Below are 22,530 nucleotides of genomic sequence, written 5' to 3'. Positions count from 1 at the left end.
GTGAGAGAGATGCTTCGCGGGGCTCAGCATGACGTTCTTTCAGGTTTTTGAGCCTAATCAATGGCTTTGCGTTCAGCCCATGTCTGGTAACCGCCTTGCTGCACTTGTCGGTCGGCGGGTACTTCACGCAGGGGCTCGCAGGGCTGTAGGGTAGCGTGAAGGTCAGCGGGTAGCTGCATGTAGATGCGGGTGCCTTCCGTTTTCCAGGCTAGCATTTCGTCGCTGACCTGTCGAATGATTTTGTGCGGATTGCCTACTACCAGGCTGCGCGGCGGAATCACCTCATCGGCTTTGATAAAGCTCAGAGCCCCGATGATGCTTTCGTCGCCAATTTCCACGCGGTCCATGAGCACGGCATTCATGCCTACTAGCACATTGCGGCCCACAGTAGCCCCGTGAATAATAGCGCCGTGGCCGATGTGGGCCATTTCCTTGAGCCGGGTAGTGGTACCAGGAAACATGTGCACGGTGCAGTTTTCCTGCACGTTGCAATTGTCTTCGATGATGATCTGGCCCCAGTCGCCGCGAATGGCCGCGCCCGGCCCAATGTACACGTTGCGGCCGATAATGACGTTGCCCGTCACGGCCGCCTGCGGGTGCACAAACGCCGACTCATGTACTACCGGAACGAAGCCATTGAACGCGTAGATCATACCTTTTCGATGATGGCAGCATAGCCCTGGCCCACGCCTACGCACATGGTGATAAGAGCGTAGCGCTTGTTTTGCTTGTGCAGCTCCAGAGCAGCCGTGTTGAGGATGCGGGCCCCACTCATGCCTAGGGGGTGGCCCAGCGCAATGGCGCCCCCGTTGGGGTTGATGCGCGGGTCGCTGCCTTCCAAGCCTAGGCCGCGCACGCAGGCCAACGTTTGGGCAGCAAAGGCCTCATTGAATTCAATGATATCCATCTGGTCCAGCGTAAGGCCAGCCTTCTTCAGGGCCTGTTGCGACGCTGGCACGGGCCCGATACCCATGGTTCGCGGCTCCACGCCCGCTACCCCCATGCTCACGATGCGGGCTCGGGGGGTAAGGTTATGCTGCTTAATACCTGCTTCTGAGGCCAGCAGCAACGCTGCTGCGCCATCATTCAGGCCCGAGGAGTTGCCGGCCGTTACGGAGCCGTTCTTTCGGAAGGCGGGGCGGAGCTTGGCCAGCCCATCGAGGGTAGTGTTCGACTTGATGAACTCGTCCTCCGCAAACAGCACCGGCTCGCCCTTACGCTGGGGAATCGCCACGGGCACAATTTCCTCGGCAAAGCGGCCCGAGTCGCGGGCACGGCCGGCCCGCTGGTGGGAGTCGTAGGCAAACTGGTCCTGGTCTTCGCGGCTGATGTGGTATTGGTCCACGAGGTTTTCGGCCGTTTCGCCCATGGCGTCAGTGCCGTAAAGCTCCTCCAGCCGGGTATTCACAAAGCGCCAGCCGAAGCTGGAATCATACATCTTGGAGTCGGTGCCAAAGGCTTTGGTTGGCTTCGACATGACGTAGGGCGCGCGGGTCATGCTTTCTACCCCGCCGGAGATGAACAAGTCCCCGTCGCCGCTCTGGATGGCGCGGGCGGCAGCAATGCTGGCCGAAAGGCCCGAGGCGCAGAGGCGGTTCACGGTTTCGCCGGGCACGGAGGTAGGCAGACCCGCCAGCAGCAACGCCATGCGGGCCACGTTGCGGTTATCCTCCCCTGCTTGGTTGGCACAGCCCAGAATAACGTCGGCAATAGCGGCCGGATCGACTGTGGCATTACGCTTCAGGAGTTCCTGGATAACCAGGGCCGCCATGTCATCGGGACGAACAGCGGACAGCGTGCCGCCGAAGTTGCCGATGGGCGTCCGGATACCGTCGATGATATAGGCTTGGTTCATTTTATTAGCTATCAACCGTCATGCTGAGCTTGTCGAAGCATGACGTTCATTCATTTTTACAATATTTCCTTGCTGGTGCGGTAGGCGGTGCCCTTGAACAGGGCTAGCACCACACCGTACTGGTTGGTGGCGCGAATCTGGTACACGCCTACTTTATGCTTGAGACCTTCTTCCCGCGCTTCCACCGTGATGACGTCGCCTAGCTTGCCAGCCTCCAGATAGTCGATGGTGACGGTGAGGCCCACACTTTGGCGGCCGTGGCTGTTGCAGGCAAAGGCAAACGCCGAGTCGGCCGCCGAGAACGTAACGCCGCCGTGCAGGGCCGCAAAGCCGTTGAGCATGTCGGGCCGCACCGTGAAGTGGAGGCGGCAGTAGCCCGGCCCTACCTCATCTACTTCCAGCCCTAGCAGCTTGCTAAAGGCATCGTGCTGCAGCATCCGGTCTTTTACGGCCTCGGCTTGGCTGTTAGTGACTGGCGGCTGGCTCATGCTGGAAGAAAGATTGGCTGGCCTTCACCATGCGGCGCAGGAGCGGGCTGGCGCGGTAGCGGTCCTCGTGGTATTCGTTGTAGAGGCTGTCCAAGGTCTGGAGTGCGTTTTCGAGGCCTAGTTCATCGGCCCAGGCTAGCAGGCCTTTCGGATAGTTTACGCCCTTGGTCATGGCTAGCTCCAGGTCTTGCTTCGATGCTACGTTCAGGGCTAGGGCATCTACAGCTTCGTTGATGAGCATGGCCAAGATGCGGTTGAGCACCAGGCGGCCTAGGGCTTCGTCGCGGGTAGGCTGGGGCGGTGTCGCACCGTCGGCGTAGCTGTAGAAGCCGCGGCCCGACTTGCGTCCGTAGTAGCCCGCCTCAAACAGGCGCTTCTGGGTGAAGGAAGGCTTGTAGCGCGGGTCGTAGAAGAAGGACGTGAAAACCGACTCCGTAACGCGGTAGTTTACATCGTGGCCGATGAAATCCATCAGGCAAACGGCCCCATCCGAAAGCCACCCAACTCCGTCATGGCCCAGTCGATTGTCGCCATATCGGCAATACCTTCTTCCAGGATTCGGATGGCTTCGCCGTAGAACGGCCGCGCCACGCGGTTTACGATGAAGCCCGGCGTGTCTTTGGTCAGTACGGGCAACTTGCCCCAGCTCTGCACCAGGCCGCGCACTTCCTCGGCCAGCCCGGCGCGCGTTTGCACGGCCGGAATCACCTCAACCAGTTGCATAAGAGGAGCAGGGTTGAAAAAGTGAATCCCAATAAAGCGTTCCGGCTTCTGGCAAGCCGCGGCAATAGATGCAATAGATAGCGACGAGGTGTTGCTCGCCAGGATGCACGTATCAGATACCAGTAGCTCTACCTCCCGAAACAGCTGCTGCTTCACCGGGAGGTCTTCCACAATGGCTTCCAGAACCAACTCACAGTCAGAGAAGGAATGGATGTCTTCCGTGAGCTGTAAACGGCTGAATATGGCGGTGGCCGCTTCGGTCGTGAGCTTGCCTTTCTCAGCTAGCTTTGTGAGGCTGCCTTGAATCGAATGGCCAGCGCGTTGCAGGGCCTGGGTGTTCTGGTCGAGGAGGCGTACGGTATGGCCCGCGGTGGCTACCACCTGGGCAATGCCCGCGCCCATGGCCCCACTCCCAATGATGCCGACAATCATTGACCTGTGAAGCTAGGTTGACGTTTCTCCATAAAAGCTGCTACGCCTTCGTTATAATCGGCGGTGGCACCGGCCCGCAGCTGGAAGTCGGCTTCGTAGCGCAACTGCTGGGTCAGGTCGTTGCTGAATGATACGTTCAGCAGTTCCTTCGTGTAAGCTAAGCCTTTGGTGGGCATGGCGGCTAGCTTCTTCACTAAGGCCAAGGCTTCCTGTTCAAAGGTCTCGTCGGGGAAGGTTTTGTAGATCATGCCCATCTGCACGGCTTCGGCGGCCGATACCTTGTCGCCAGTCATCATAAGGGCCGAAGCGCGCTGCATGCCAATGAGGCGGGGCAGGAAGAAAGTGCCCGCGCTGTCGGGAATCAAGCCAATCTTGCTGAACGCCTGAATAAACGAAGCCGATTCCTTCGCTACCACAATGTCGCAGGCGAGGGCCAGGTTGGCACCGGCGCCAGCGGCTACGCCGTTCACGGCCGCTACCACCGGCTTCTCCAAGGCCCGAATCAACTCCACGATGGGGTTATACAGCTTCTCTACAATCTCGGCTACCTCGGGACTATCAGGACCCGTAATTTCTGCCAAGTCCTGACCAGCACAAAAGGCTTTACCGGTGCCAGTGAGTAGCACGGCGCGCACGGCCGGGTCTTGCTGGCACTCGCGCAAGTGCTGCTGCAACGCCAGCGCCACTTCTCTGTTGACGCTGTTGAAAACCTGGGGCCGGTTGAAGCAGATGGTAGCAACGCCGACATCAATCGAGAATAGCAGGGAAGGAGTTTCGGACATGAGTAGTAGGGAGTTTACGAGAGCTAGAAGCTAGTCCCCTCCGCTGATGATTCTGCGCATCAGGCAGAGGGGGCTAGGGGTGGTTGATGCTGATGGAACAGTTGCTAGAGCTAGCATTAGAGGGTGCTCAACGAATAGTCAACCACCCCTAGCCCCTCCTCAACTGAGGAGGGGAACTAGCTTCTAGCTTTAATTAGGCGTGGCATTTGAAGTAGTCGAAGGGCTCTAGGCAGTCGTCGCACTGGTAGTGGGCTTTGCAGGCAGTAGAGCCGAACTGGCTAACCAGGTGCGTATGCTCCGACTTGCAGAGCGGGCAGCGGACGGCCGTGTCAGCCCCAAACAGGTTGAACAAATGGCCGGTGGCAGTACCATCAACGGGGGGGGCAATGCCGTAGGCTTCCAGTTTCTCGCGGCCCGCTTGGCTCATCCAATCTGTGGTCCAGGCTGGGCTAAGCTGGTTGTGGATGTGCAGCTTGGTGATACCTTCCGAAAGCAGCCGCAGCCGGATTTCGGTAGCAATGGTGTTCATGGCCGGGCAGCCGGAGTAGGTAGGTGTGATGGTGACGTGGACTTCCTCACCTGCTACCCGTACCGCGCGCACAATGCCCAGGTCCAGAATACTGAGCACGGGCACTTCCGGGTCGGAAACCTCCTCCAGCAGTTGCCAGATGTGCTCCTCAGTGGGTGCCGCTAGGTGCTCTACCATTGCAAGCCGGGGTAGGTCCGTTGAAGATATTGCAGCTCTGCCAGCAGGTAGCCCAGGTGCTCGGAGTGGCGGCCATCTTTGCCACCTTTCTGCATGAACACGCCCTGGGGCACAGGCAGCGTTGCCTCCTCGAATACGCGGACTACGTGGGCGTCTATCTGCTGCTGAATAGCAACATAGTCGGGCAGGAAGCCCGCAGCCTGCAACGCTTTTTCGGTGGCAGAAGGGGTAGTCAGCTCGCCCGCATAGCGCCACAGGTTCTCTATGGCTTTTTCCACGCGGCGGCGGCTTTCCTCCGTGCCGTCTCCCAGGCGAATGACCCACTCCGAACTCCACTTGATATGGTAGGCTGCTTCCTTCACCGATTTCTCGGCAATGGCCGCTAGCTGTGCGTCGGGTCCCGACTTCAATTGAAGTAACAGGTGGTAGTGGAATGCGTCGTAGATAAACTGGCGCAGGATGGTGCTGGCAAAGTCGCCGTTGGGCTGCTCTACCAGCAGCGGGTTGCGATATTCCACGGCGCTACGCAGGTAGGCCAAATCGTCCTCGGTGCGGCCCTTACCTTCCAACTCGGCGGCGTACTGGTAGTAGCTACGCGCCTCGCCCAGTAAGTCCAGGGCAATGTTGGCCATGGCCAGGTCCTGCTCCAGAATAGGCCCATGCCCGCACCACTCTGATAGGCGGTGCGCCAGGATCAGGCTGGTATCAGCCAGTTGCAGCACGTAGTGAAACAGCTGGGTCGGGGTTTCCGGGGAGCTGGCCGCCGCGGCTTGAGTGGGCATCGTGGGGTCCGTCATCGTTACATGTGCTTGATGGAATCCGGCACCTGATAGAAGGTCGGATGGCGGTAGATTTTATCGTTGGCCGGCTCGTAAAAAGCCTGTGCGTCGTCGGGGTTGGAGGCGTGCACGTGCTTAGATTCCACCACCCAAATGCTCACGCCTTCGAGGCGGCGCGTATACACGTCGCGAGCGTTCTGGATGGCCATTTCAGCGTCGGCGGCGTGGAGGCTGCCCACGTGCTTATGATCGAGGCCCTGCTTGCTGCGGATGAAAACTTCCCACAGCGGCCATTCTTTTTGGGACATGATGCGGTTGAATCTTGAAAGCTAAGGTCTCGGGAGGTAGTAGACCCAGGAAAATTGGCCGTCCTGCTACGCTTGCCACGGCATCTCGCGGGCGGAGGGTGGGTGGAAACCTCCGCATTCAAGCAAAATATCTTGACTAGCGTAACAGGACGGGTTACTACAGGTTAGGCTTAGGCTGCTGCTGCTTTAGCGGCCTCGCGCTGCTGGCGTTTCTCAACGTGGGCCAGGGCAGCTTCGCGCACCCAAGCGCCTTCTTCGTGAGCCTGTACGCGGGCTTGCAGGCGCTCCTTGTTGCACATACCGTTGCCCTTCACCACGTTCCAGAATTCTTCCCAGTCTACGTCGCCGAAGTCGTAGCCCTGTTTGGCTTCGTTCCATTTCAGGTTGGGGTCAGGTACGGTGAGGCCCAGGAACTCGGCCTGGGGCACCATCATATCCACAAACTTCTGGCGCAGTTCGTCGTTGGTAAAGCGCTTGATGCGCCAGTTCATCGACTGGGCCGTGTTGGGTGATTCCGAATCTTTGGGGCCGAACATCATCAGCGTTGGCCACCACCAGCGGTTAAGGCCTTCCTGGGCCATGGCCTTCTGTTCCGGCGAGCCTCGCACAGGGTCTGCATGATTTCAAAGCCCTGGCGCTGGTGGAAGCTCTCTTCCTTGCACACCCGCACCATGGCGCGGGCATAGGGGCCATAGGAGGTGCGGCAGAGCGGTACCTGGTTTAGAATGGCGGCGCCATCTACGAGCCAGCCTACGCAGCCCATATCGGCCCAGCTGAGGGTAGGGTAGTTGAAAATGCTCGAATACTTGGCTTTGCCTGAGTGCAGGTCGGCCAGCATTTGGTCGCGGGAAGTACCTAGGGTTTCAGCGGCAGAGTAGAGGTAGAGGCCGTGGCCGGCTTCGTCCTGCACCTTAGCCAGCAGAATGGATTTGCGCTTGAGTGAAGGGGCGCGGGTAATCCAGTTGCCTTCCGGCAGCATGCCCACCAGCTCAGAGTGCGCGTGCTGCGAAATCTGCCGGATCAGGGTTTTGCGGTAGGCATCGGGCATCCAGTCCTTGGGCTCAATGCGCATATCGGCGTCAATGCGGGCCTGAAACTGTTCTTCCTGGGTGAGTTCTAGCGTTTCCATGCCTCTTAAACAAAGCTTAACTAACATTCGTTAGTTAAATGTAGAGAAAAGTTTGGGTTATGAAGCTTTTTGCTGCTTGGTGGGGCAGCAAAAAGAGGTGTTTCCTCAGCCCGTATAATATAAGGATGACCCTAGGAACGCAATAGCGCTTAACGAGAGTAGTAGAATCTGACTACGCAAAAGTACCTTCCTGGACCACAATTCGAACTAACCGCATTTACACTATCGCGCACAATCAATCGAGTAGAGGTGAGGAGTACAATGTCATGCTGACTAGGGCGGCCTATTGCTTGCCCAACACTCTCCGGTACGATGTAGCCATTCCGAACCATTCTAGTATCGCCTATGCGGCGTAGAATTAGCTTTTGCCCATTGCAGGTATAATCATGTGTTTCGTGCAAGCTGCCGGAGTACACCCAACTGTTTGGCCCAATAGTAAGAACGGCACCGGCTCGCACCGGCTCAGTGCTACCACCTTGGTACTTTAAATCGGCACTATAACAATCGAGTCCAGTGGAGTCATAATTCCAGCGGCCTTTCAGGTGGGCAGAGTTTTTTAATATCGTCTGTTCAGATCCACCAGTAGCCTCACAGGCTGCCAAGAAAAAACTATCAAACCTATCCAGCAGATAAACAAGCTATTATGCATAATGCTATCGGCTAATAATTAATGCGAAGTCAAAAGCCAATGCTTGCATTGCTTTAGCCTACCTCAACTCCTATTTTCTAAAGGAGGGCGTTAGTCTTTGGTCTTACTGGTCAAAATCCACAACCACTTTTTCCGAAGTAGGGCGGGCCTGGCAGGAAAGGACATAGCCTTTGGCCACTTCGGTGTCGGAGAGGGAGTAGTTCACGTCCATTTCTACGGTGCCTTCCGTTACGCGGCAGCGGCAGGTGCTGCACATGCCGTTTTTGCAGGAGTAGGGCGCATCGGCGCCGGTTTCAAGCAGGGCATCCAGAATGGTGTCGCCGTAGTACGACATTTCCAGGATGCGCTTGGTGCCTTCTAGTTGCACGGTCACCTGGCTGTGCTTGTCATCCTGGCCGGCGGGTCGCTGGGCCTGGCGGGCGGCAGCACGCTGAGCGTTACCAGCGGAGCCAAACATCTCGAAGTGGATTTTTTCGGGGGCTACCCCAGCCTCGGCCAGCACGTCCTTCACGTCGTTAATCATTTCCTCCGGGCCGCAGAGAAAGCACTCGTCAATCTCGCGGGCGGGCACAATCTTCTGTAAGAACAAGCGAGCTTTTTCGGCGTTGATGCGGCCGAACAGCAGGTCGGTGTCGCCCTGCTCGCGGCTGAGGATGTGATACACGCTGAGGCGGTCCACGAACCGGTTTTTCAGAGCCTCAATCTCCTCCTTGAAAATGATGGAGTTGCGCCCCCGGTTTCCATAAATCAGATACACCCGGCTGTGCGGCTCGGTCAAAAGCACCGTTTTGATGATGGACATCACCGGCGTAATGCCGCTACCCGCCGCAAAGGCTACGTAGAGCTTCTGCTGCTCGGGGTGCAACTCGGTGTAGAAGTGGCCCATAGGAGGCATCACCTCCAACTCCTCGCCCACGCGCAGCGTTTCCACGGCCAAGGAGGAAAACCGACCTTCTGGTACTTTCTTAATGGCTACCCGCCACTCATTATCGAGGGGGCTGCTGCAAATGGAGTAGGAACGGCGCAGTTCCTCGCCTTCGTGCTCGCGGCGGAAGGTGAGGTACTGGCCCTGGATGAACCTAAACGTTTCGCGCAGGTCGGCGGGCACATCCAGGGATACGCTCACGCAGTCCGGCGTTTCGCGCACGATGCTTTTGATTCTAACTTTATGAAAACGACTCATAACTACTTTTTCTCCAGCCCGGTGAGGAGCATGGTAATGATGTTGTCTTCCAACTCTTCGGCCGATAGCTCGCGGCCGGGACGGTACCAGAGCTCAACCCAGCGCACGGCCGACAGAATGGTGAACAGGGCCACCGACACGTTGACGGGCTGAAACTCGCCTGCGGCAATGCCTTGCTCAATCAGGGCGGCAAATCCCTTTTCGTACTGCTTGCGGGCTTGCTTGAACTCCGTGAGGGCAGGCTCTCGCAGGTACTTCCAATCGTGATTACCTACCGATACGGCCGCGCCATCCTCAATCATGAGGCGGATGTGCAGACGAATCAGGGACTTAATTTTCTCGACGTACGGCGCGGCAGTGGCTTCTATTTCGGCCAACTGGGAAATGTAAGTGCTCGACACGCGGAAGCAAATCAGCTCCAGAATCTCGTCTTTAGACTTGATGTGGTTGTACATGCTGGCGGCTTCAATGCCCACTTCGCCGGCTAAATCGCGCATAGAAGTGCCACTAAAGCCTTTTTGCTTGAACAGCTTAGCCGCTTCTTCCAGGATGAGCTGCCGTTTGTTGGTTTTGCGTGTCGTAATCATAGGTGGGAAGTAGAAGGTCAGTAGCCGTACGCCAACGGCCTTCTAAAGATTGCGCAAATCTTTGACGCGACTTAATTTGCCGCCTTCACTACGCGGCAGTTGCCCGCAGCCAAGCAGCGTCACTTTCATGCTTAGGCCAATGTTGTCCTTGATTTTCTTGGCAAAAGCGCCCTTCAACTTCTGTAGGCACTCGTGCTGTTGCACAACCTCCTCGGTTAGTGTTTCGAGGCCTAGCTGGCGCATCAGTTGCTCGTCTACCTCCACGCTTATTTCTACCTCATTCATGCTGCCCTGGCGCGAGGCTACTACCTGGTAGCAGGGGCTCACGTGGTCGAGGGCGCTGATGATGTCCTCTACCTGTGTAGGGAAAAAGTTGACGCCGCGAATGATGAGCATATCATCGGCGCGGCCCCGGATGGGGGCCATCTTCACGTGGGTGCGCTTGTAAGAGTGCTCGTAGTATATAGTAGTGATGTCGCCGGTCCAGTAGCGCAGAATGGGCATGGCCTTCTTGGTGAGCGTGGTAAGTACCAATACGCCATACTCACCCTCCGCCACCGGCTCGCCAGTTTCACGGTCTACCACTTCAGGGTAGAAGTGGTCTTCCCAGATGTAGCTGCCCGTGCCCCGCTCGTCCGCATCTTCCTGAGACACACCTGGCCGATAATCTCGCTAAGGCCGTAGATGTTGGTGGCTTCTACCTTGAGACCCTGCTGTACTTGGTGACGGATGGCCTCGCTCCAAGGCTCGGCTCCCAGTACTGCGTAGCGCAGGTTAATGGCTTCCAGCGGAATACTACGGCGCTTGACCTCCTCAGCCAATACCTGAGCGTAGGAAGGAGTAGCGCAAATGATTTCGGGCCGAAAATCCTGTAGTAACTGCAGCTGCCGGTCGATGCTGCCGCCCGATACGGGAATGACCGTGAGGCCCAGCTTTTCGGCCCCGTAGTGAATGCCCAGGCCGCCCGTGAATAGGCCGTAGCCGTAGGCATTCTGCATTTTCATGCCCGGTCGGCAGCCCGCCGCAGCCAAGGAGCGCGCCACTACCTCCGCAAATATGCCCAGGTCCTCGGCTGTGTAGCTACTACCGTTGCTTTACCGGTGGTGCCGCTAGAGCAGTGCAGGCGTGCTACCTCCTGCTGGGGCACCGCAAACAAGCCAAACGGGTAGTTGTCGCGGAAGTCTGTTTTCTTGGTGAAGCCCAATTGTGGCAGGTCCTCTAGGCCTCGGAAGGTGGCAGGATTAATACCTAGGGCATCAAACTTCTGCTGGTAAAACGGCACCCGCTGATACACATACTGCACCTGCTCCTTCAGGCGAGCATTTTGCAAGGCCCGAAGCTGCGGTAGCGGCAGGCGTTCTATGTCGGGGTTGAATAGCATGGGTGGGGCAAGAAGAGTGGCAGGAGCAGCAAGGTACTAACTAATTGTAACAAACGAATGTTTGTTAGTTTGCATTGAGAAAATAGCAAGAAGGGCGACTGCCTTTTCACTGCGTATAGTCAGCTTTTGCCCAAGTTACATGCAAAGTGTGTAATCACTTACAAAAGAAAAACGATGTTTAGTGCCATTATATCTACCTATTCGATCATCTTATAAGTGGGTATGGTAGTTCTGTCCTGAGGTAAGTAGTGTGAGAAGGCTGAAAGCTATTTAGGCATTTGGCTGTTGCATGATGCTATATACACTAGGGTAGAAACACTATGGGATGGTGCCACTGTTTGTTAGCAACACCTCTTAGCTTGGTCTAATGAGAAGTGACAACTTAGCCTCCTCTATTTTGTAACTGACCTTGGGCAACAGGACGCCAATCCGCGTGTTCATAGCAGAAGTAATACAGCTAGATATTTCTCCGCTACTACTAGTGCCTTATAGGTACTTCTGGTGCGGCAGCCACCCAAAGGCCCCATAAATGAGGTAAGTAGAAACATTAATTCACCCAGTGAAGCGCCTACATATAGTGGGGAACTGGTGATGAACCGCTGGATGATACTTACAAAATTTTGGCTTTTTGCTTAAAGGGGAAATATAGTGGATGTGTGTTTTTTGAAGTTATAAGTTTGTAAAACAGATACTTATGTACATAGATTTGGAAAATGCCTTTTGTAGGGTGAGTGAATACTTATAAAAAATGACCAATCACTTACCATTTGTAAAAAATCCTTTGTAGTATTGCACAGGCTTTCAGCACAACCCCACCCGTTAAGAAAGCCTAATTCCCACGTTCTGATTACCGGATGAATTCCCACCTAGTCCGGCAATTTCGTTGACAACCGATCAGCTCAATTCCCACAACTGGCTGCCATCGGGATCCGAAACAAATGCAACCGGCCGAACCAGAAGACGCTTCTGGTTCGGCCGGCCTGTTTTTAAGCTGTGCTGAATAGGCATGCTTGTACTGAGCTAGTGCAAGTAGCAGTTCGTAGTCAGGGTAAGAAGCGTAGTTGGTTCGCGCTATCCCCAAATCAAGACTAGGGTGCCTACGATGATAAGGCCGGCGCCAATGCCTGCTTGCCACGTGAGCTGCTCGCCCAAAAACACCACTGAAAGAAGAATGGCTAGGGCTACGCTCAGCTTATCGACGGGGGCAACCTGCGACACCTTGCCTAGTTGTAGGGCGCGGAAATAAAAAATCCAGGAAAGCCCGGTAGCCAGACCCGACAAACCCAGAAATAGCAAGTTGGTGCGCGTGAGGGTGTGTACCTGCTCTAGCCCACCCCGGAAGTACACAATACCCCAGGCTAGCACAAGAATAACCACGGTGCGCACCGCCGTAGCCAAATTGGAGTCTACTCCCTTGATGCCAATTTTGGCCAGAACGGCCGTGAGAGCCGCAAAGAGTGCGGAGAGTAGCGCGTAGATCCACCACATAAAAAAGCAGAGAAAAGAAATAGCCTCGGAGACTCTACTACGGGGTAGAACTCTGCAAGGCTATGGCTGTGCGCGCGTGAGCAGCTACTGGGGCTGCCAAGTAAAGCTAAAGCCTGGTGCCCCACTCAGCCGGTGGTAGCGCCCATGGAATAGTTGGGCAGCCAGGTAGGCCGGAAGTTCATGCCGGTGGGGAGCGTGGGTTTGCGGCCCCATCGGTTGCGGTGCGTGAGGTAGCCCAAGTGGGCAGACAAAATACCGAAGCCGGCCCCGGCCACTACATCGCTCTGCCAGTGCTTGCTGTTAATCATGCGCAGGGCGGCTACGCTCGTGGCAATGGTATACGCCCCAATGCCGTACCACTGGCTTCGGTCGCGGAACTCATTGTGCACAATGCTAGCCGCCAGGAAAGCCTGCGCAGTGTGGCCCGAGGGAAACGAGAGGTTGTCGGAGCCATCGGGGCGGGTTTCGCGGGTTAAGTTCTTAACCAGAAAAACGCTGGTGAGCATGATAGCCTCGCTCTTGAGCACCACCAGCCCAATGTTGATTCGGTCGTTGCGCGACTCTACCCCGGCCAGGGCCACAGCCCCCAACTCCAGGTAGGGCGCCAAAATCAGGAAGTCGTCGGCGCGGGTGCGGAAGGTGGGAAATACCTTATGAATGTCGCGGTTTGCCTCCTGGTTCGTGTAGAAGCCCCCCCCATTGAAGGTGTAAGCCCCGTACCCAATGAGAACGGCCGGCACGACGGTAGCTTTTACCAGCTTGCCCTTGTACCACGGCTGCTTTACTACCGTGGGTACGCCACTTGGATTTTCAAACTTGTGGGTAGTGTCGGCAGGTACGGTGGGTAGTACCTGTGCACTACTAGTAGTAAACGAGTTGGCCCAGATAGCCGCCCCCAATACGCCCTGGTATAAACGAGACTTCATCAACGAAAATGCTTCAACACCTGCTACGACCACCAGGTACCGTACTGCCCCAAGCTGGGTAGTAACTGCGTGCCGGGGCTGCCTCAGTACAATATGAGTAAAAAAAAGCTTGCTGTCTGATCTGCCGCTCAGCAAACCAGACAGCAAGCTTGGGTTACGTAATCGTTAAGCCAATGTTATGTTGTGATTACCAGGCGTGTGCTATGCGCCTGGCAGTGCTGCCACATGCACCGTGAGTTATGGGAGGCCTAGTAATGAAAACGTGCCACCTACTCCGTAGCCACCTTGGAAGGTGCTAGTGCAGGGGAGTACGCAAAAACTCTACCGGACCCATGTAGCTGGTAGCCGGCAAAATGCGCATCAGCAAGTGCATGCCATAGGACCGAAGCTCCTCCAAGACAGAATTGGTCAGCCCGCACCAAAACAACGTAGCCCCCACGTACGCGCGTACCGTTCGGTGTTGAGCAAGGCGCGTTGCCCCGTGCGGTTTAGGTAGCTGAGCTGCCGACAGTCGATCCAGAGGATGGTGATGCCCGTGCTGAGCAGCCGTCGTAATCGTTGCTCTAGCTCCTGCGCATCGGCAATGGTGGCGCAAGGTCCGCGCAACTGCAAGCCCATGCGACCGGGGCTACCCCCCGCATACAGCGTCAATCGATTCGTGTCCATGTCCAGGGAGGGGAGAAAAGTGACCGGGAAAGCCTGCGTGCAAGCTGTCAGTAAAGTACGCTTTCCACTGGACGAGGTAGTAGGGGGAAACGCTGAATTTTAGCTCCGTGTTTTTCCTGATTTCCGCTTGCTAGTTGTCGCAGAACCAGACTCTTCGGACGCTGGCAGGGGTAGCTCAAGGCTAACGGTAGTGCCCCGCCCCAGCAGGGAGCGGATGGTGATGGTGCCACTGAGCAGTTCTACCCGCGTGCGTATACCAGCCAGCCCAATGCCGTGCTCGGTTCGCTCGGCGTCGGGGTCAAAGCCGATGCCGTCGTCTTCCACGCTGATGTGCACAATACCGTCGGCGCGGGCCACCTGCACAAATACCTCCTGGGCCTGGGCGTGCTTCATCACGTTGCTGAGCAGCTCTTGCACAATGCGGTACACGGCTATTTCCAGCAGGTGGGGTAGGGGCTCGTCTAGGTCCGTGAGGTTGAGGTCTACGGCGAGGTGGCGGGCGGGCACGCGTTTTACCAGCTCGCGCAAGGCTGTGCTCAGGCCAAAGTCTTCCAGAATGCCGGGGGTTAGCTCGAAGGAAATGCTGCGCGTGGCCCGGATGGCTTCGTCGAGGAGGCGCTGGCTGGCCCGCACCGACTCCGACGAGGGCATGTTGTCGAGGCTGAGCCGGGTAGCGTACAGCAGCTGACCTACCCCGTTGTGCAGGCCCTCTGCAATGCGGCGGCGCTCCTCTTCCTGGGTGGTCAGAATAGCCGACAGCACCTCTTTTTGCTGGCGGAGCTTAAGCTGAGTAGTTTCTACTTGCAGGGCATTGCGCTCCGTCACGTCGCGCGCAATTAACAGCACGCCCATGCTGCCATCGGGGCCTTTCAGGGGCACAAAGTTGAGGTCGAAAATGAGGGGCTGGTGCTGGCCGGGCCAGTTGGGGTAGGCTGAGGCCTGCCCAGCCAAGGCCCGCTCCAGGTGGGGTTGCAGCTCAGGGTCGGTGGCAATGCCGGGTAGGGCCACGGCCAGGGGTTGGCCCAGGGCCTCGGCCTCGGCGCGGGAGAGCAGCTCGGCGGCTTTGGCGTTCCAGGCCGTCACGTGGAGCTTGGTATCCAGGGCCACTACTACGTCCACGGTGCTGTTGAGCACACTCTTGGTGAACTCCTGCTCGGTGCGCAGGCGCTCCTTGCCCTGCTCCAACTCCGTCACATCAATGGAAAAGCATACCCCTTCCTGGCGGTGCTCGTCAAAGAAGCCGTAGCTCTGGTAGTAGACTTCGTTGTCTTCCGGCAGGGGTATTCTGGTCAGGAAAGACACCTGCTGGCCCGCGAGCAGCTCCGTGATGCTGGGCGCCATTTGCGGGTACAGCGTACGGCTAGACTTGCCCAGCAAGTCGTCGCTGGTGAGGCCTAGGCGCTGCAAGCCCGCACCCGTCGCCGATAGGTACTCGCCGGTAGGCGAAAGTTGGGTAAGCACCAGGGGCATGTTCTGCAAGATGTGCTCTAGCAGGCGGTTCTTGTAGCCCAGTTCTTCCTCGGCTTCGCGGCGGTCCGTAATGTCGCGCATCAGGCCCACAAACCGCTCCTGCTGGCCTTTGTTGTCGCGCAATACCCGCCCAAAGGCCGCCACGTGACGCACCGTGCCATTGGGCCATACAATGCGGTGCTCCAGGTCAAAGGGAATATTATCGGTAGCGGCGCGCCCCAACGCAGCGGCTACTCGGGCTACGTCGCTAGGATGAATGGCATCCTGGAGGGTTTGGAACGGGGTTGGGTTGGCGTCGAAGGGGTGGCCAAAAATCTGCTGGGAGCGAAAGTCCCAGTTTACCTTATTCGTGGCGTAATCAATCGTCCATACTCCGGTATCGGAAGCAGCCAGGGCCATTTGCAGGCGTTCCTCGCTTTCCTGAATGCGCCGCGAGGCTTGCTTCTGGGCCGTAATGTCGCGCCAGCTGGCATGTACTAGGTAGCCTTTGGTTTCGGGGTCGGGAATGGCCGTGAGCAGGACGTCCTCCCAGAACTCCTCTCCATTAGCCCGCAGGCGAAGCCACTCGAAGCGGTAAAAGCCCCGCCGGATGGCCTCTGCCCAGTACGCATCGGCCTGCAAAAGCGAAAATTGACCATTGGCTTGCCGCTCGGGCGAGAAGGCGGAGGCGTGGCGGCCCAGTAGCTCCTCTTTACTACCCAGGCCCAGCATGCGCAGGGCAGCCTGGTTGCAGTCCACAAAGCGGTTGTCCCGCATGAGCAGCATCCCATCCTGGTTTTGATCGAACAGCATGCGGAAGCGCCGCTCACTTAGTTCCAGCGCCTGCTGAAGCTGGTAGTGAGCCGTAGTATCTACCAGGGCCAAGCGGCAAGTAGGCACCGGGCCAGCCTGATCCCACACTTGCCCCTCTACCCGCACGTGCAGGAGCAACCCCTCGGCATTAATCAAGCACACCTGAAGTACCTGGCGCGTGCCGGTTTTTAGCACGTTGGCAAGGTAGTCGGTAAACGCTTGGCGGTGTTCGGGCACCACAAACAGGCCCAGGCGCCGGCCTTTGGCTTTGTTGCGCACAAGACCAAGCAGCTGGCACGCCCGCAGGTTGAGCTGGTCCAGTACGCCACTTTCGGTTACGGTGCAGTATCCTATCGGGGCAAACTCGTAGAGGTCTTGGTACTCCTTCCGTATGCGCTCAGCCTCTGCCTGGGCTAGCTGTAGCTCCTCATACTGCATCTCCAGCTCAAGTTGGCTGGTTTGCATCTCCTGTACCAAGCGTAGTACAGATGCAGATATATCGGCCGGCAGGCTTTGCGTCACCTGCTGCCGCCGTACGGCTTGTTCCCGCAGCTCCTGCAACGCTTTCTGCAGTTTCTCGGGGGGGTGGTGGCGGCCAGTTCCGGTTTCAGGCTCGCTCATAGGACTACAGGGTAAAAGAATTCGTGGTGGGCGTAACAGCTTGCAGTGGGCGTACGCGCCACGTAACGTTGAGTTACAGAGGAGTTTACTCTGCTTCTAGCTTCTCTACTTTCTCAATGCCCAGCAACACGCGGTCGGTAGGGGCACCTTGGTAGAGTAGGCGGCGGCCGTAGAAGGTAAGCCGGTGGCGGCCCTGGTTGGGTAAGGTAACTTCTACTACTAGGTTGTTGAACTCGGCGGCTTCCCCCTCGGCTTCAAACAGTTGGCGCGTGGCATCGAGCAGCGGTAGTTGGTTAAGGGCGCCTTGGCCTACCACCGTCAGCGAAGCGTCTTGCAGATCGGCCATGAGGGAGCCGAAAATCTGGGCGAAGGAGTCGTTGACGAAGGCAATGGTCAGGTCGGCATCGAGAGCCACCACCGCTTGGCGCAAGGTTTCTTTGAGGCTGGCGGCCATTTGCACGCTGGTTTTCAACTGGGCTTCTAGGTTTTTCAGGCCCGTTACTTCCGTAAACGTAATGACGGCCCCGCTGATGTAGTTGTCGAGGGTGCGGTAGGGGAGGATGCGCATGGTGTACCACTCGCCGGAGGTAGCCTGAATGTTGGCTTCCACGCTGGTAAGGCGGGCCAGCACCTGCTGCACGTCGCGCAGCAGGTGCTGGTAGCGCAGGTTGGCAGCAAAGTGGCTGAGAGGGCGGCCCATGTCGCTGGGCATCAGGTTGATGATGCGGCTCACCGGAGGGGTAAACCTCTTGATGTTCATGTTGTTGTCGAGAAAAATGATGGCAATTTCGGTGGCATCCAGCAGGTTCTTCATGTCGTTGGCCGCCTGCGCCAGCTCCTCGGTTTTGGCCAGATACTGGGTGTTCAGGGTCATCAGTTCCTCGTTGAGGCTCTGCATTTCCTCCTTATTAGTCATGGCCTCCTCGTTGGTGCTTTGCAGCTCCTCGTTGGCCGACTGAAGTTCTTCGTTGGTGCTCTTAAGCTCTTCCAAGGAGCTTTCCATTTCCTCAATGGTAGTTTGGAGGCGGTGCTTGGTGTATTGCAGCTCCTTGTCGAGGGCCGTTACCACGGCGTCGCGGCTCAGGTCGCCGCCGGAGCCTTTGCTCAGGCGCACCTTGCGCGGGGTGGGCTGGTCTTCAAAGGCTACCAGCAGCAGGCCCGCCAAGGCTTCGGGTTCTTCCAAAAACTTTACCGAGAGGCGCAGCAGTTGCTGGCCCGCCTCGGTTTGCACCCGCACGTTGTCGAGCACCACGTTCTGGTGGGTTTGGTTGGCCCGGTGCACGGCCCCGCTGATTTCAAAGCTCAGCTCCTCACGGGCCATGTCGAAGAGATTCATACCGCTCAGGCCGGGGGCGGGCTCCAAGTACTTGCCCGTACGGCCGTGCACATACAGGATTTCACCCTTGGGGTTAATAACTACCGCCGGCGGAGCGTAGGCATTTAAAAGGGTCTTTTGAACTTGGGTCGCAAAAGGTCCACCCTCGCGGCGGCCAGTAACGGTAGCAGACATAACAACGGCAGGATGCGGCAGCGGGTGAATTTGCCGCGACATTGTAAAAGGGAAGTTAATCAAGAGGGGAAGAGAAGACGCAACGTTGGTGCGGCGCGAAATCTTCCATTTTACATCCACTGGTTGAAATAAATCCTGGAAGGCGGTGATGTTCTCACTTGGCCCCAGAAATAGCAGGCCGCCGGGGTTGATGGCGTAGTGAAACACCGGCATCAGGTTGCGCTGTAGCTCGGCACTCAGGTAAATAAGCAGGTTGCGGCAGCAGAGCAGGTCCAGCTTGGTGAAGGGCGCATCCTTGTTGATGTTGTGCAAGGCAAATACCACCACGTCGCGCACTTCCTTCCGAATCTGGTAGTGGCCGTCCGTTTTGTGGAAGAAACGCTTGAGCCGCTCGGGGCTCACGTCGCCCGTGATGTTATCGGTGTAGAGGCCTACCCGGGCAAAGTCCACGGCCTCGGCCGAAATATCGGTGGCAAAAATCTGGATTTTCAAGTAGCGGGAAGGCTCCACCTCGTCCAGCACTTCCAGCAAAATCATACCCAGGGAGTACGCCTCCTCGCCGGTAGAGCAGCCAGGCGCCCACACCCGAATGGTGGAGTCGGCTTCTTTGGTCTTGGCAACTTCCCGCAAGTGGTTCTTGAGGCTCTCGTAGGCGTCGGGGTCGCGGAAGAACTTAGTGACCCCAATCAATAGCTCCTTGAACAGCTGCTCCACCTCCTGGGGGTTTTCCTGGAGGTAGCGCACGTAGGTAGTAAACTCCTTGATTTGGTGGGAGTTCATGCGGCGCTCGATGCGCCGAAATACCGTGTTGCGCTTGTAGTAGCTGAAGTCGTGGCCCGTTTGCTGACGAATGAGCAGAAAGATTTTCTGCAAGGCGTGCGCTGGCTTCGACGACGCATCCTTGTCGAGCTCGCGCTGGGGGCGGCCCATCAGGGGGCGGTCTACGTAGTCGAGTAGCTTGGCTGGCATCAGGGGCGGCGAGAGCACAAAGTCAACGAACTCGGTGGCCAGGGCAGCGCGCGGCATGGCATCGAAGCGGGCTGTGGCGGGGTCCTGCACCATCACCATCCCAAAGTTTTCCATCACCAGCTTCAAGCCAATGCTGCCATCAGAACCCATCCCCGAGAGGATGATGCAGACGGCCCGCTCCCGGGCATCTTTGGCCAGGCTTTGCAGGAAGAAGTCGATGGGCATGCGCTGATGAGCCGGTTGGGTCGGCGTCAGCAGGTAGAGGCTGCCGTGCAGTACGCTCAGGTCGCGGTTGGGCGGTATCACATACACGTGGTTGGGCCGCATCTTCACGCTATCTTCTACCTCCAGTACGGGTAGGGCCGTGAAGCCTTGCACGAGCTGCGCCAAGCTGCTTTCTTGACTCGGGAGCAGGTGCGTAACCACCACGAACGCCATGCCCGAGTGGGGCGTGAGGTGGGAGAAGAAGCGCTCCAAAGAATCGATGATGCCCGCCGAGCCGCATAGTGCCACAATGGGGAACTTATCGGGCGGCGGCATAGAATGCGCCCGCGGCCGTCGCTCGGGAGCGGTAGTAGCGGGCGGGGCTTCCACCCCCATTTCCTCGGTAGTGGTATCCTCCTCGTTCTGAGGAAATGGGTCAGTAGTAGATGTCATGTAGGAAAGGCAACAGTCGGGCTACCTTGGGTTGGGTAGTTGCACGCAAAGCGGGCAAGTAAAAAGTAGCAAAATCAAAAGTATTGAAATGCGCGCGGCCGGGAGGGCAGGTGCAAGAGAAATTCCCGAGAAAAAACCCGCAAATCTCGGCCGTAGTATCCAGAAGATGCAGTTCTTCGTACCTTGAAATATTGCTTTCAGGGCTTCCTGTAAGAAGCTTTTTTCTATCGTCTCTGGTTCCCATGACCGTGTCAAGTCCCGCGTATGTTATTGTAATTGGTACCTCCGCTGGTGGTATGCCTGCCCTTGTGCGTTTAGTAGCCCAGTTGCCGGCGGGCTTGCCAGCAGCTGTGTTGGTCGTGCAGCATCTGGCCCCCGAGTCATCGGGCCTGCCCCTGATAGAGCGCCTAAACCAGTATAGCACCATACAGTGCAAGCTGGCTAAGCACGGAGAACCTTTACGCGAAGGCACGCTTTACCTGGCCCCCGCCGACCGGCACTTGCTAGTGAAGGAACAGCAAGTGCTGGTAACCAAAGGCCCCCGCGAAAACAACTACCGCCCCGCCGCCGATGCCTTGTTTCGCTCAGCCGCCGTGGCCTACGGCCCCAATGTGGTGGGCGTGGTACTTACCGGCATGCTGCACGATGGCACCGCTGGTTTAGACTTCGTTAAGCGCTGCGGTGGCATTGCCGTGGTGCAGGACCCCGTAGATGCTGAGTTTCCCAGCATGCCCGAAAGCGCCCTGCGCAACGTGGACGTCGATTATGTACTGCCGTTGGATATGATGGGTAAAGTCTTAGTTGAACTAGTGGGTATGCCAACTTCACATGAACCAGGTTCGGAATCCATTCCGGAAGACCTAAAAATTGAAGCCGCTATTGCCGAGCGCATCGTAGGCACTACGGAGGAGGTCAACAAGCTGGGCCAACCAGTGCCGCTCACCTGCCCCGACTGTGGAGGCTCGCTCTGGGAAATTAAGCACGGCAATGTGCTGCGCTACCGCTGCCACACGGGGCACGCTTTCACGGCCAATGCCTTGCTAGACAAGTCGCAGAAGTCTATGGAGGAAACCCTGTGGGTAGCTCTGCGCATGATGGAGGAACGTAAAAACCTGCTCAGCAGCATGGCTACCCATGGCAACAGCCAAGCGTGGAATACCCAACAGGCCCAGCGGCTGGAAGAAACCAAGCAGCACGTAAACCGCCTGCGCGAGTTTCTACTCAACGGCCAAGCCCACACCGGCCGTCCCGATGGTTCCCGGGAAGAAGAGGTAGCCTAAACTCAGCAAGCCCCTAGCCGGCTTAGCCCGCCCTACAACTTACCCTGGAAAAGCAGGTCTACGCGATAGTTATTTCACGAGACCCTGCATGACGGCGTATTTGATGAGCGCGGCCGTGTTTTTTACCTGGGCTTTTTCAATGATGTTTTGCCGGTGGGTTTCAATAGTCCGTTTGCTGGTGAAGAGCTTGTCGGCTATTTGGTTGGTTGTTAGGCCCTCAGCAATCAGGCGCAGCACCTCTAGTTCGCGGCGCGAGAGGGGCGACTGTTGCTTAACGTCTTTCAGTGAGCCACCCCCCACGGTGAGGGCGTGCAGCTTGTGCAGCATATCCAAACCCAGCTCGGCGCTCAAGAATTGCCGCCCCGAGGCTACTGAGTGAATGGCAAAAAGCAATTCGTCGCGGCCCGCATTTTTGAGCACGAAGCCCATAGCGCCGGCTTCCAGCATCTGCATCACATACTGCTCGTTGTCGAGCATGGAGAGCACCAGCACCCGCACTTCCGGAAACTGCTGCTGAATGTGCACCGTAGCCTGCTGACCATCCATTTCGGGCATATTCACATCGAGCACTACCACGTCGGCGGCCGTGGTTGCTAGTAGCTCCAGCAGCTCACGGCCGTTGCCCGCCTCACCCACTACGGATAGCTCCTCCTGGCCCGAAAGCAGAGCCCGGACGCCGTCCCGGACGATAACGTGGTCATCAACAAGAATTACTCGAATCATATCTGGATGCTAGAAAAGGATATTTCTATTAAACGGCAGTTCGCCGAGTCAGGGACGAGTATTTTACGCTTTTTGCGGAGAATACCCAGTCTATTTTTAGTGGGTACGCGAATAGCTACCCGCCTACCTTGGCAGTAGCTTCCCTGCTGCTACAAGCCAGTTCCGCATCAGCGTTTGCCCGTTGCGTTTCCTGTTGAAAAGATGTGCGTACTCTGAACCCGTTGCCTAGGAAAAAGCCTGCTACCTAAGGCCAGCTACAGGCAAAGGCGGTAAGAACTGGCAGTATTAGGCGCTTACTGGGCACTGCTCCGTGGCTTTTCGGTAGTTGCTGGCCGGTACATGTAGTTCTCCACTAGGAAGTACAGTCAGCCTAGGTGCAGGTATTGGCTCGTAGGTGCCCAAGCACCCATTGCCTAGGGCCACAGT

At 57.2% G+C, this 22,530-nt stretch carries 20 protein-coding genes and 2 pseudogenes; 1 reads left to right on the top strand and 21 read right to left on the bottom strand.

Annotation, left to right across the window (positions count from 1 at the left end):
• Window positions 1-53: 53 nt before the first annotated feature.
• From VI25_RS18990 to VI25_RS18910, 20 genes and pseudogenes are all read right to left on the bottom strand, one after another.
• The gene (locus VI25_RS18990) at window positions 54-653 is read right to left on the bottom strand and encodes a transferase hexapeptide repeat family protein (protein ID WP_055562739.1); all 600 of its coding nucleotides are present in this window, start codon (window positions 651-653) and stop codon (window positions 54-56) included.
• Entirely contained in the window at window positions 650-1,855 is a 1,206-nt protein-coding gene (pcaF, locus tag VI25_RS18985) for a 3-oxoadipyl-CoA thiolase (RefSeq protein WP_045689169.1), read from the bottom strand. Before pcaF ends, VI25_RS18990 begins: the two co-directional genes overlap by 4 nt.
• Before the next feature lie 56 nt (window positions 1,856-1,911).
• Complete coding sequence (gene paaI / locus VI25_RS18980) at window positions 1,912-2,343, bottom strand: hydroxyphenylacetyl-CoA thioesterase PaaI (RefSeq protein ID WP_045689168.1); 432 nt, start codon at window positions 2,341-2,343, stop codon at window positions 1,912-1,914.
• A complete protein-coding gene (locus VI25_RS27200; RefSeq protein ID WP_262489985.1) occupies window positions 2,321-2,605 on the bottom strand; it encodes a 3-hydroxyacyl-CoA dehydrogenase family protein in 285 nt (94 codons plus the stop codon). Before VI25_RS27200 ends, paaI begins: the two co-directional genes overlap by 23 nt.
• 114 nt (window positions 2,606-2,719) lie before the next feature.
• Window positions 2,720-3,498 (bottom strand): annotated as a pseudogene (locus VI25_RS26020) (3-hydroxyacyl-CoA dehydrogenase NAD-binding domain-containing protein); the annotation flags it as partial.
• Complete coding sequence (locus VI25_RS18970; protein ID WP_045689167.1) at window positions 3,495-4,280, bottom strand: enoyl-CoA hydratase-related protein; 786 nt, start codon at window positions 4,278-4,280, stop codon at window positions 3,495-3,497. The gene VI25_RS18970 and the pseudogene VI25_RS26020, both read right to left, overlap by 4 nt.
• Before the next feature lie 193 nt (window positions 4,281-4,473).
• Window positions 4,474-4,986, bottom strand: a complete 513-nt coding sequence (paaD, locus tag VI25_RS18965; protein WP_045689166.1) for a 1,2-phenylacetyl-CoA epoxidase subunit PaaD — start codon at window positions 4,984-4,986, stop codon at window positions 4,474-4,476.
• Complete coding sequence (paaC, locus tag VI25_RS18960) at window positions 4,980-5,783, bottom strand: 1,2-phenylacetyl-CoA epoxidase subunit PaaC (RefSeq protein ID WP_201783336.1); 804 nt, start codon at window positions 5,781-5,783, stop codon at window positions 4,980-4,982. The genes paaD and paaC overlap by 7 nt, the downstream gene beginning before the upstream one ends.
• Window positions 5,784-5,785: 2 nt before the next feature.
• Entirely contained in the window at window positions 5,786-6,076 is a 291-nt protein-coding gene (paaB, locus tag VI25_RS18955; protein ID WP_394340165.1) for a 1,2-phenylacetyl-CoA epoxidase subunit PaaB, read from the bottom strand.
• Between the two features lie 167 nt (window positions 6,077-6,243).
• Window positions 6,244-7,121, bottom strand: a pseudogene (gene paaA / locus VI25_RS18950) (1,2-phenylacetyl-CoA epoxidase subunit PaaA).
• An 833-nt stretch (window positions 7,122-7,954) separates the two neighbouring features.
• On the bottom strand, window positions 7,955-9,034 hold the full coding sequence (gene paaE / locus VI25_RS18945; protein WP_045689164.1) for a 1,2-phenylacetyl-CoA epoxidase subunit PaaE: 1,080 nt from the start codon (window positions 9,032-9,034) through the stop codon (window positions 7,955-7,957).
• A gap of 2 nt (window positions 9,035-9,036) precedes the next feature.
• Window positions 9,037-9,621 carry a TetR/AcrR family transcriptional regulator gene (locus tag VI25_RS18940; protein ID WP_045689163.1) on the bottom strand — a complete coding sequence of 195 codons (585 nt, stop codon included), beginning with the start codon at window positions 9,619-9,621 and terminating at the stop codon, window positions 9,037-9,039.
• A 42-nt stretch (window positions 9,622-9,663) separates the two neighbouring features.
• On the bottom strand, window positions 9,664-10,275 hold the full coding sequence (locus VI25_RS26015; protein WP_201783335.1) for a phenylacetate--CoA ligase family protein: 612 nt from the start codon (window positions 10,273-10,275) through the stop codon (window positions 9,664-9,666).
• On the bottom strand, window positions 10,200-10,664 hold the full coding sequence (locus VI25_RS26010; protein ID WP_201783334.1) for an AMP-binding protein: 465 nt from the start codon (window positions 10,662-10,664) through the stop codon (window positions 10,200-10,202). The genes VI25_RS26015 and VI25_RS26010 overlap by 76 nt, the downstream gene beginning before the upstream one ends.
• The gene (locus tag VI25_RS26005; RefSeq protein WP_201783333.1) at window positions 10,664-11,002 is read right to left on the bottom strand and encodes a phenylacetate--CoA ligase family protein; all 339 of its coding nucleotides are present in this window, start codon (window positions 11,000-11,002) and stop codon (window positions 10,664-10,666) included. Before VI25_RS26005 ends, VI25_RS26010 begins: the two co-directional genes overlap by 1 nt.
• A 1,071-nt stretch (window positions 11,003-12,073) precedes the next feature.
• Window positions 12,074-12,490: an EamA family transporter gene (locus tag VI25_RS18930; protein ID WP_045689162.1), complete on the bottom strand. Its 417-nt coding sequence runs from the start codon at window positions 12,488-12,490 to the stop codon at window positions 12,074-12,076.
• 125 nt (window positions 12,491-12,615) lie between these two features.
• The gene (locus tag VI25_RS18925) at window positions 12,616-13,416 is read right to left on the bottom strand and encodes a phosphatase PAP2 family protein (RefSeq protein WP_055562738.1); all 801 of its coding nucleotides are present in this window, start codon (window positions 13,414-13,416) and stop codon (window positions 12,616-12,618) included.
• 408 nt (window positions 13,417-13,824) lie between these two features.
• Window positions 13,825-14,082 (bottom strand): hypothetical protein, encoded by a 258-nt coding sequence (locus tag VI25_RS18920; protein WP_152981701.1) that lies wholly within the window; start codon window positions 14,080-14,082, stop codon window positions 13,825-13,827.
• Window positions 14,083-14,181: 99 nt separating this feature from the next.
• Window positions 14,182-16,965 carry a PAS domain S-box protein gene (locus VI25_RS18915; RefSeq protein ID WP_055562737.1) on the bottom strand — a complete coding sequence of 928 codons (2,784 nt, stop codon included), beginning with the start codon at window positions 16,963-16,965 and terminating at the stop codon, window positions 14,182-14,184.
• Window positions 16,966-17,050: 85 nt separating this feature from the next.
• Window positions 17,051-20,101 (bottom strand): CheR family methyltransferase, encoded by a 3,051-nt coding sequence (locus VI25_RS18910; RefSeq protein WP_052695320.1) that lies wholly within the window; start codon window positions 20,099-20,101, stop codon window positions 17,051-17,053.
• Window positions 20,102-20,343: 242 nt separating this feature from the next.
• On the opposite strand from VI25_RS18910, the gene VI25_RS18905 reads away from it, so the two are divergent.
• Window positions 20,344-21,381 (top strand): chemotaxis protein CheB, encoded by a 1,038-nt coding sequence (locus VI25_RS18905; RefSeq protein WP_045689159.1) that lies wholly within the window; start codon window positions 20,344-20,346, stop codon window positions 21,379-21,381.
• 69 nt (window positions 21,382-21,450) lie between these two features.
• Here VI25_RS18905 and VI25_RS18900 read toward each other — a convergent pair whose 3' ends face one another.
• Window positions 21,451-22,104, bottom strand: a complete 654-nt coding sequence (locus VI25_RS18900) for a response regulator (RefSeq protein ID WP_045689158.1) — start codon at window positions 22,102-22,104, stop codon at window positions 21,451-21,453.
• Window positions 22,105-22,530: the final 426 nt, after the last annotated feature.

The sequence above is a fragment of the Hymenobacter sp. AT01-02 genome, assembly GCF_000961955.2.
Classification (GTDB): domain Bacteria; phylum Bacteroidota; class Bacteroidia; order Cytophagales; family Hymenobacteraceae; genus Hymenobacter; species Hymenobacter mucosus.
Note: the sequence above shows the minus strand (reverse complement) of the source record. Positions and strands in the feature narration are given on the sequence as shown.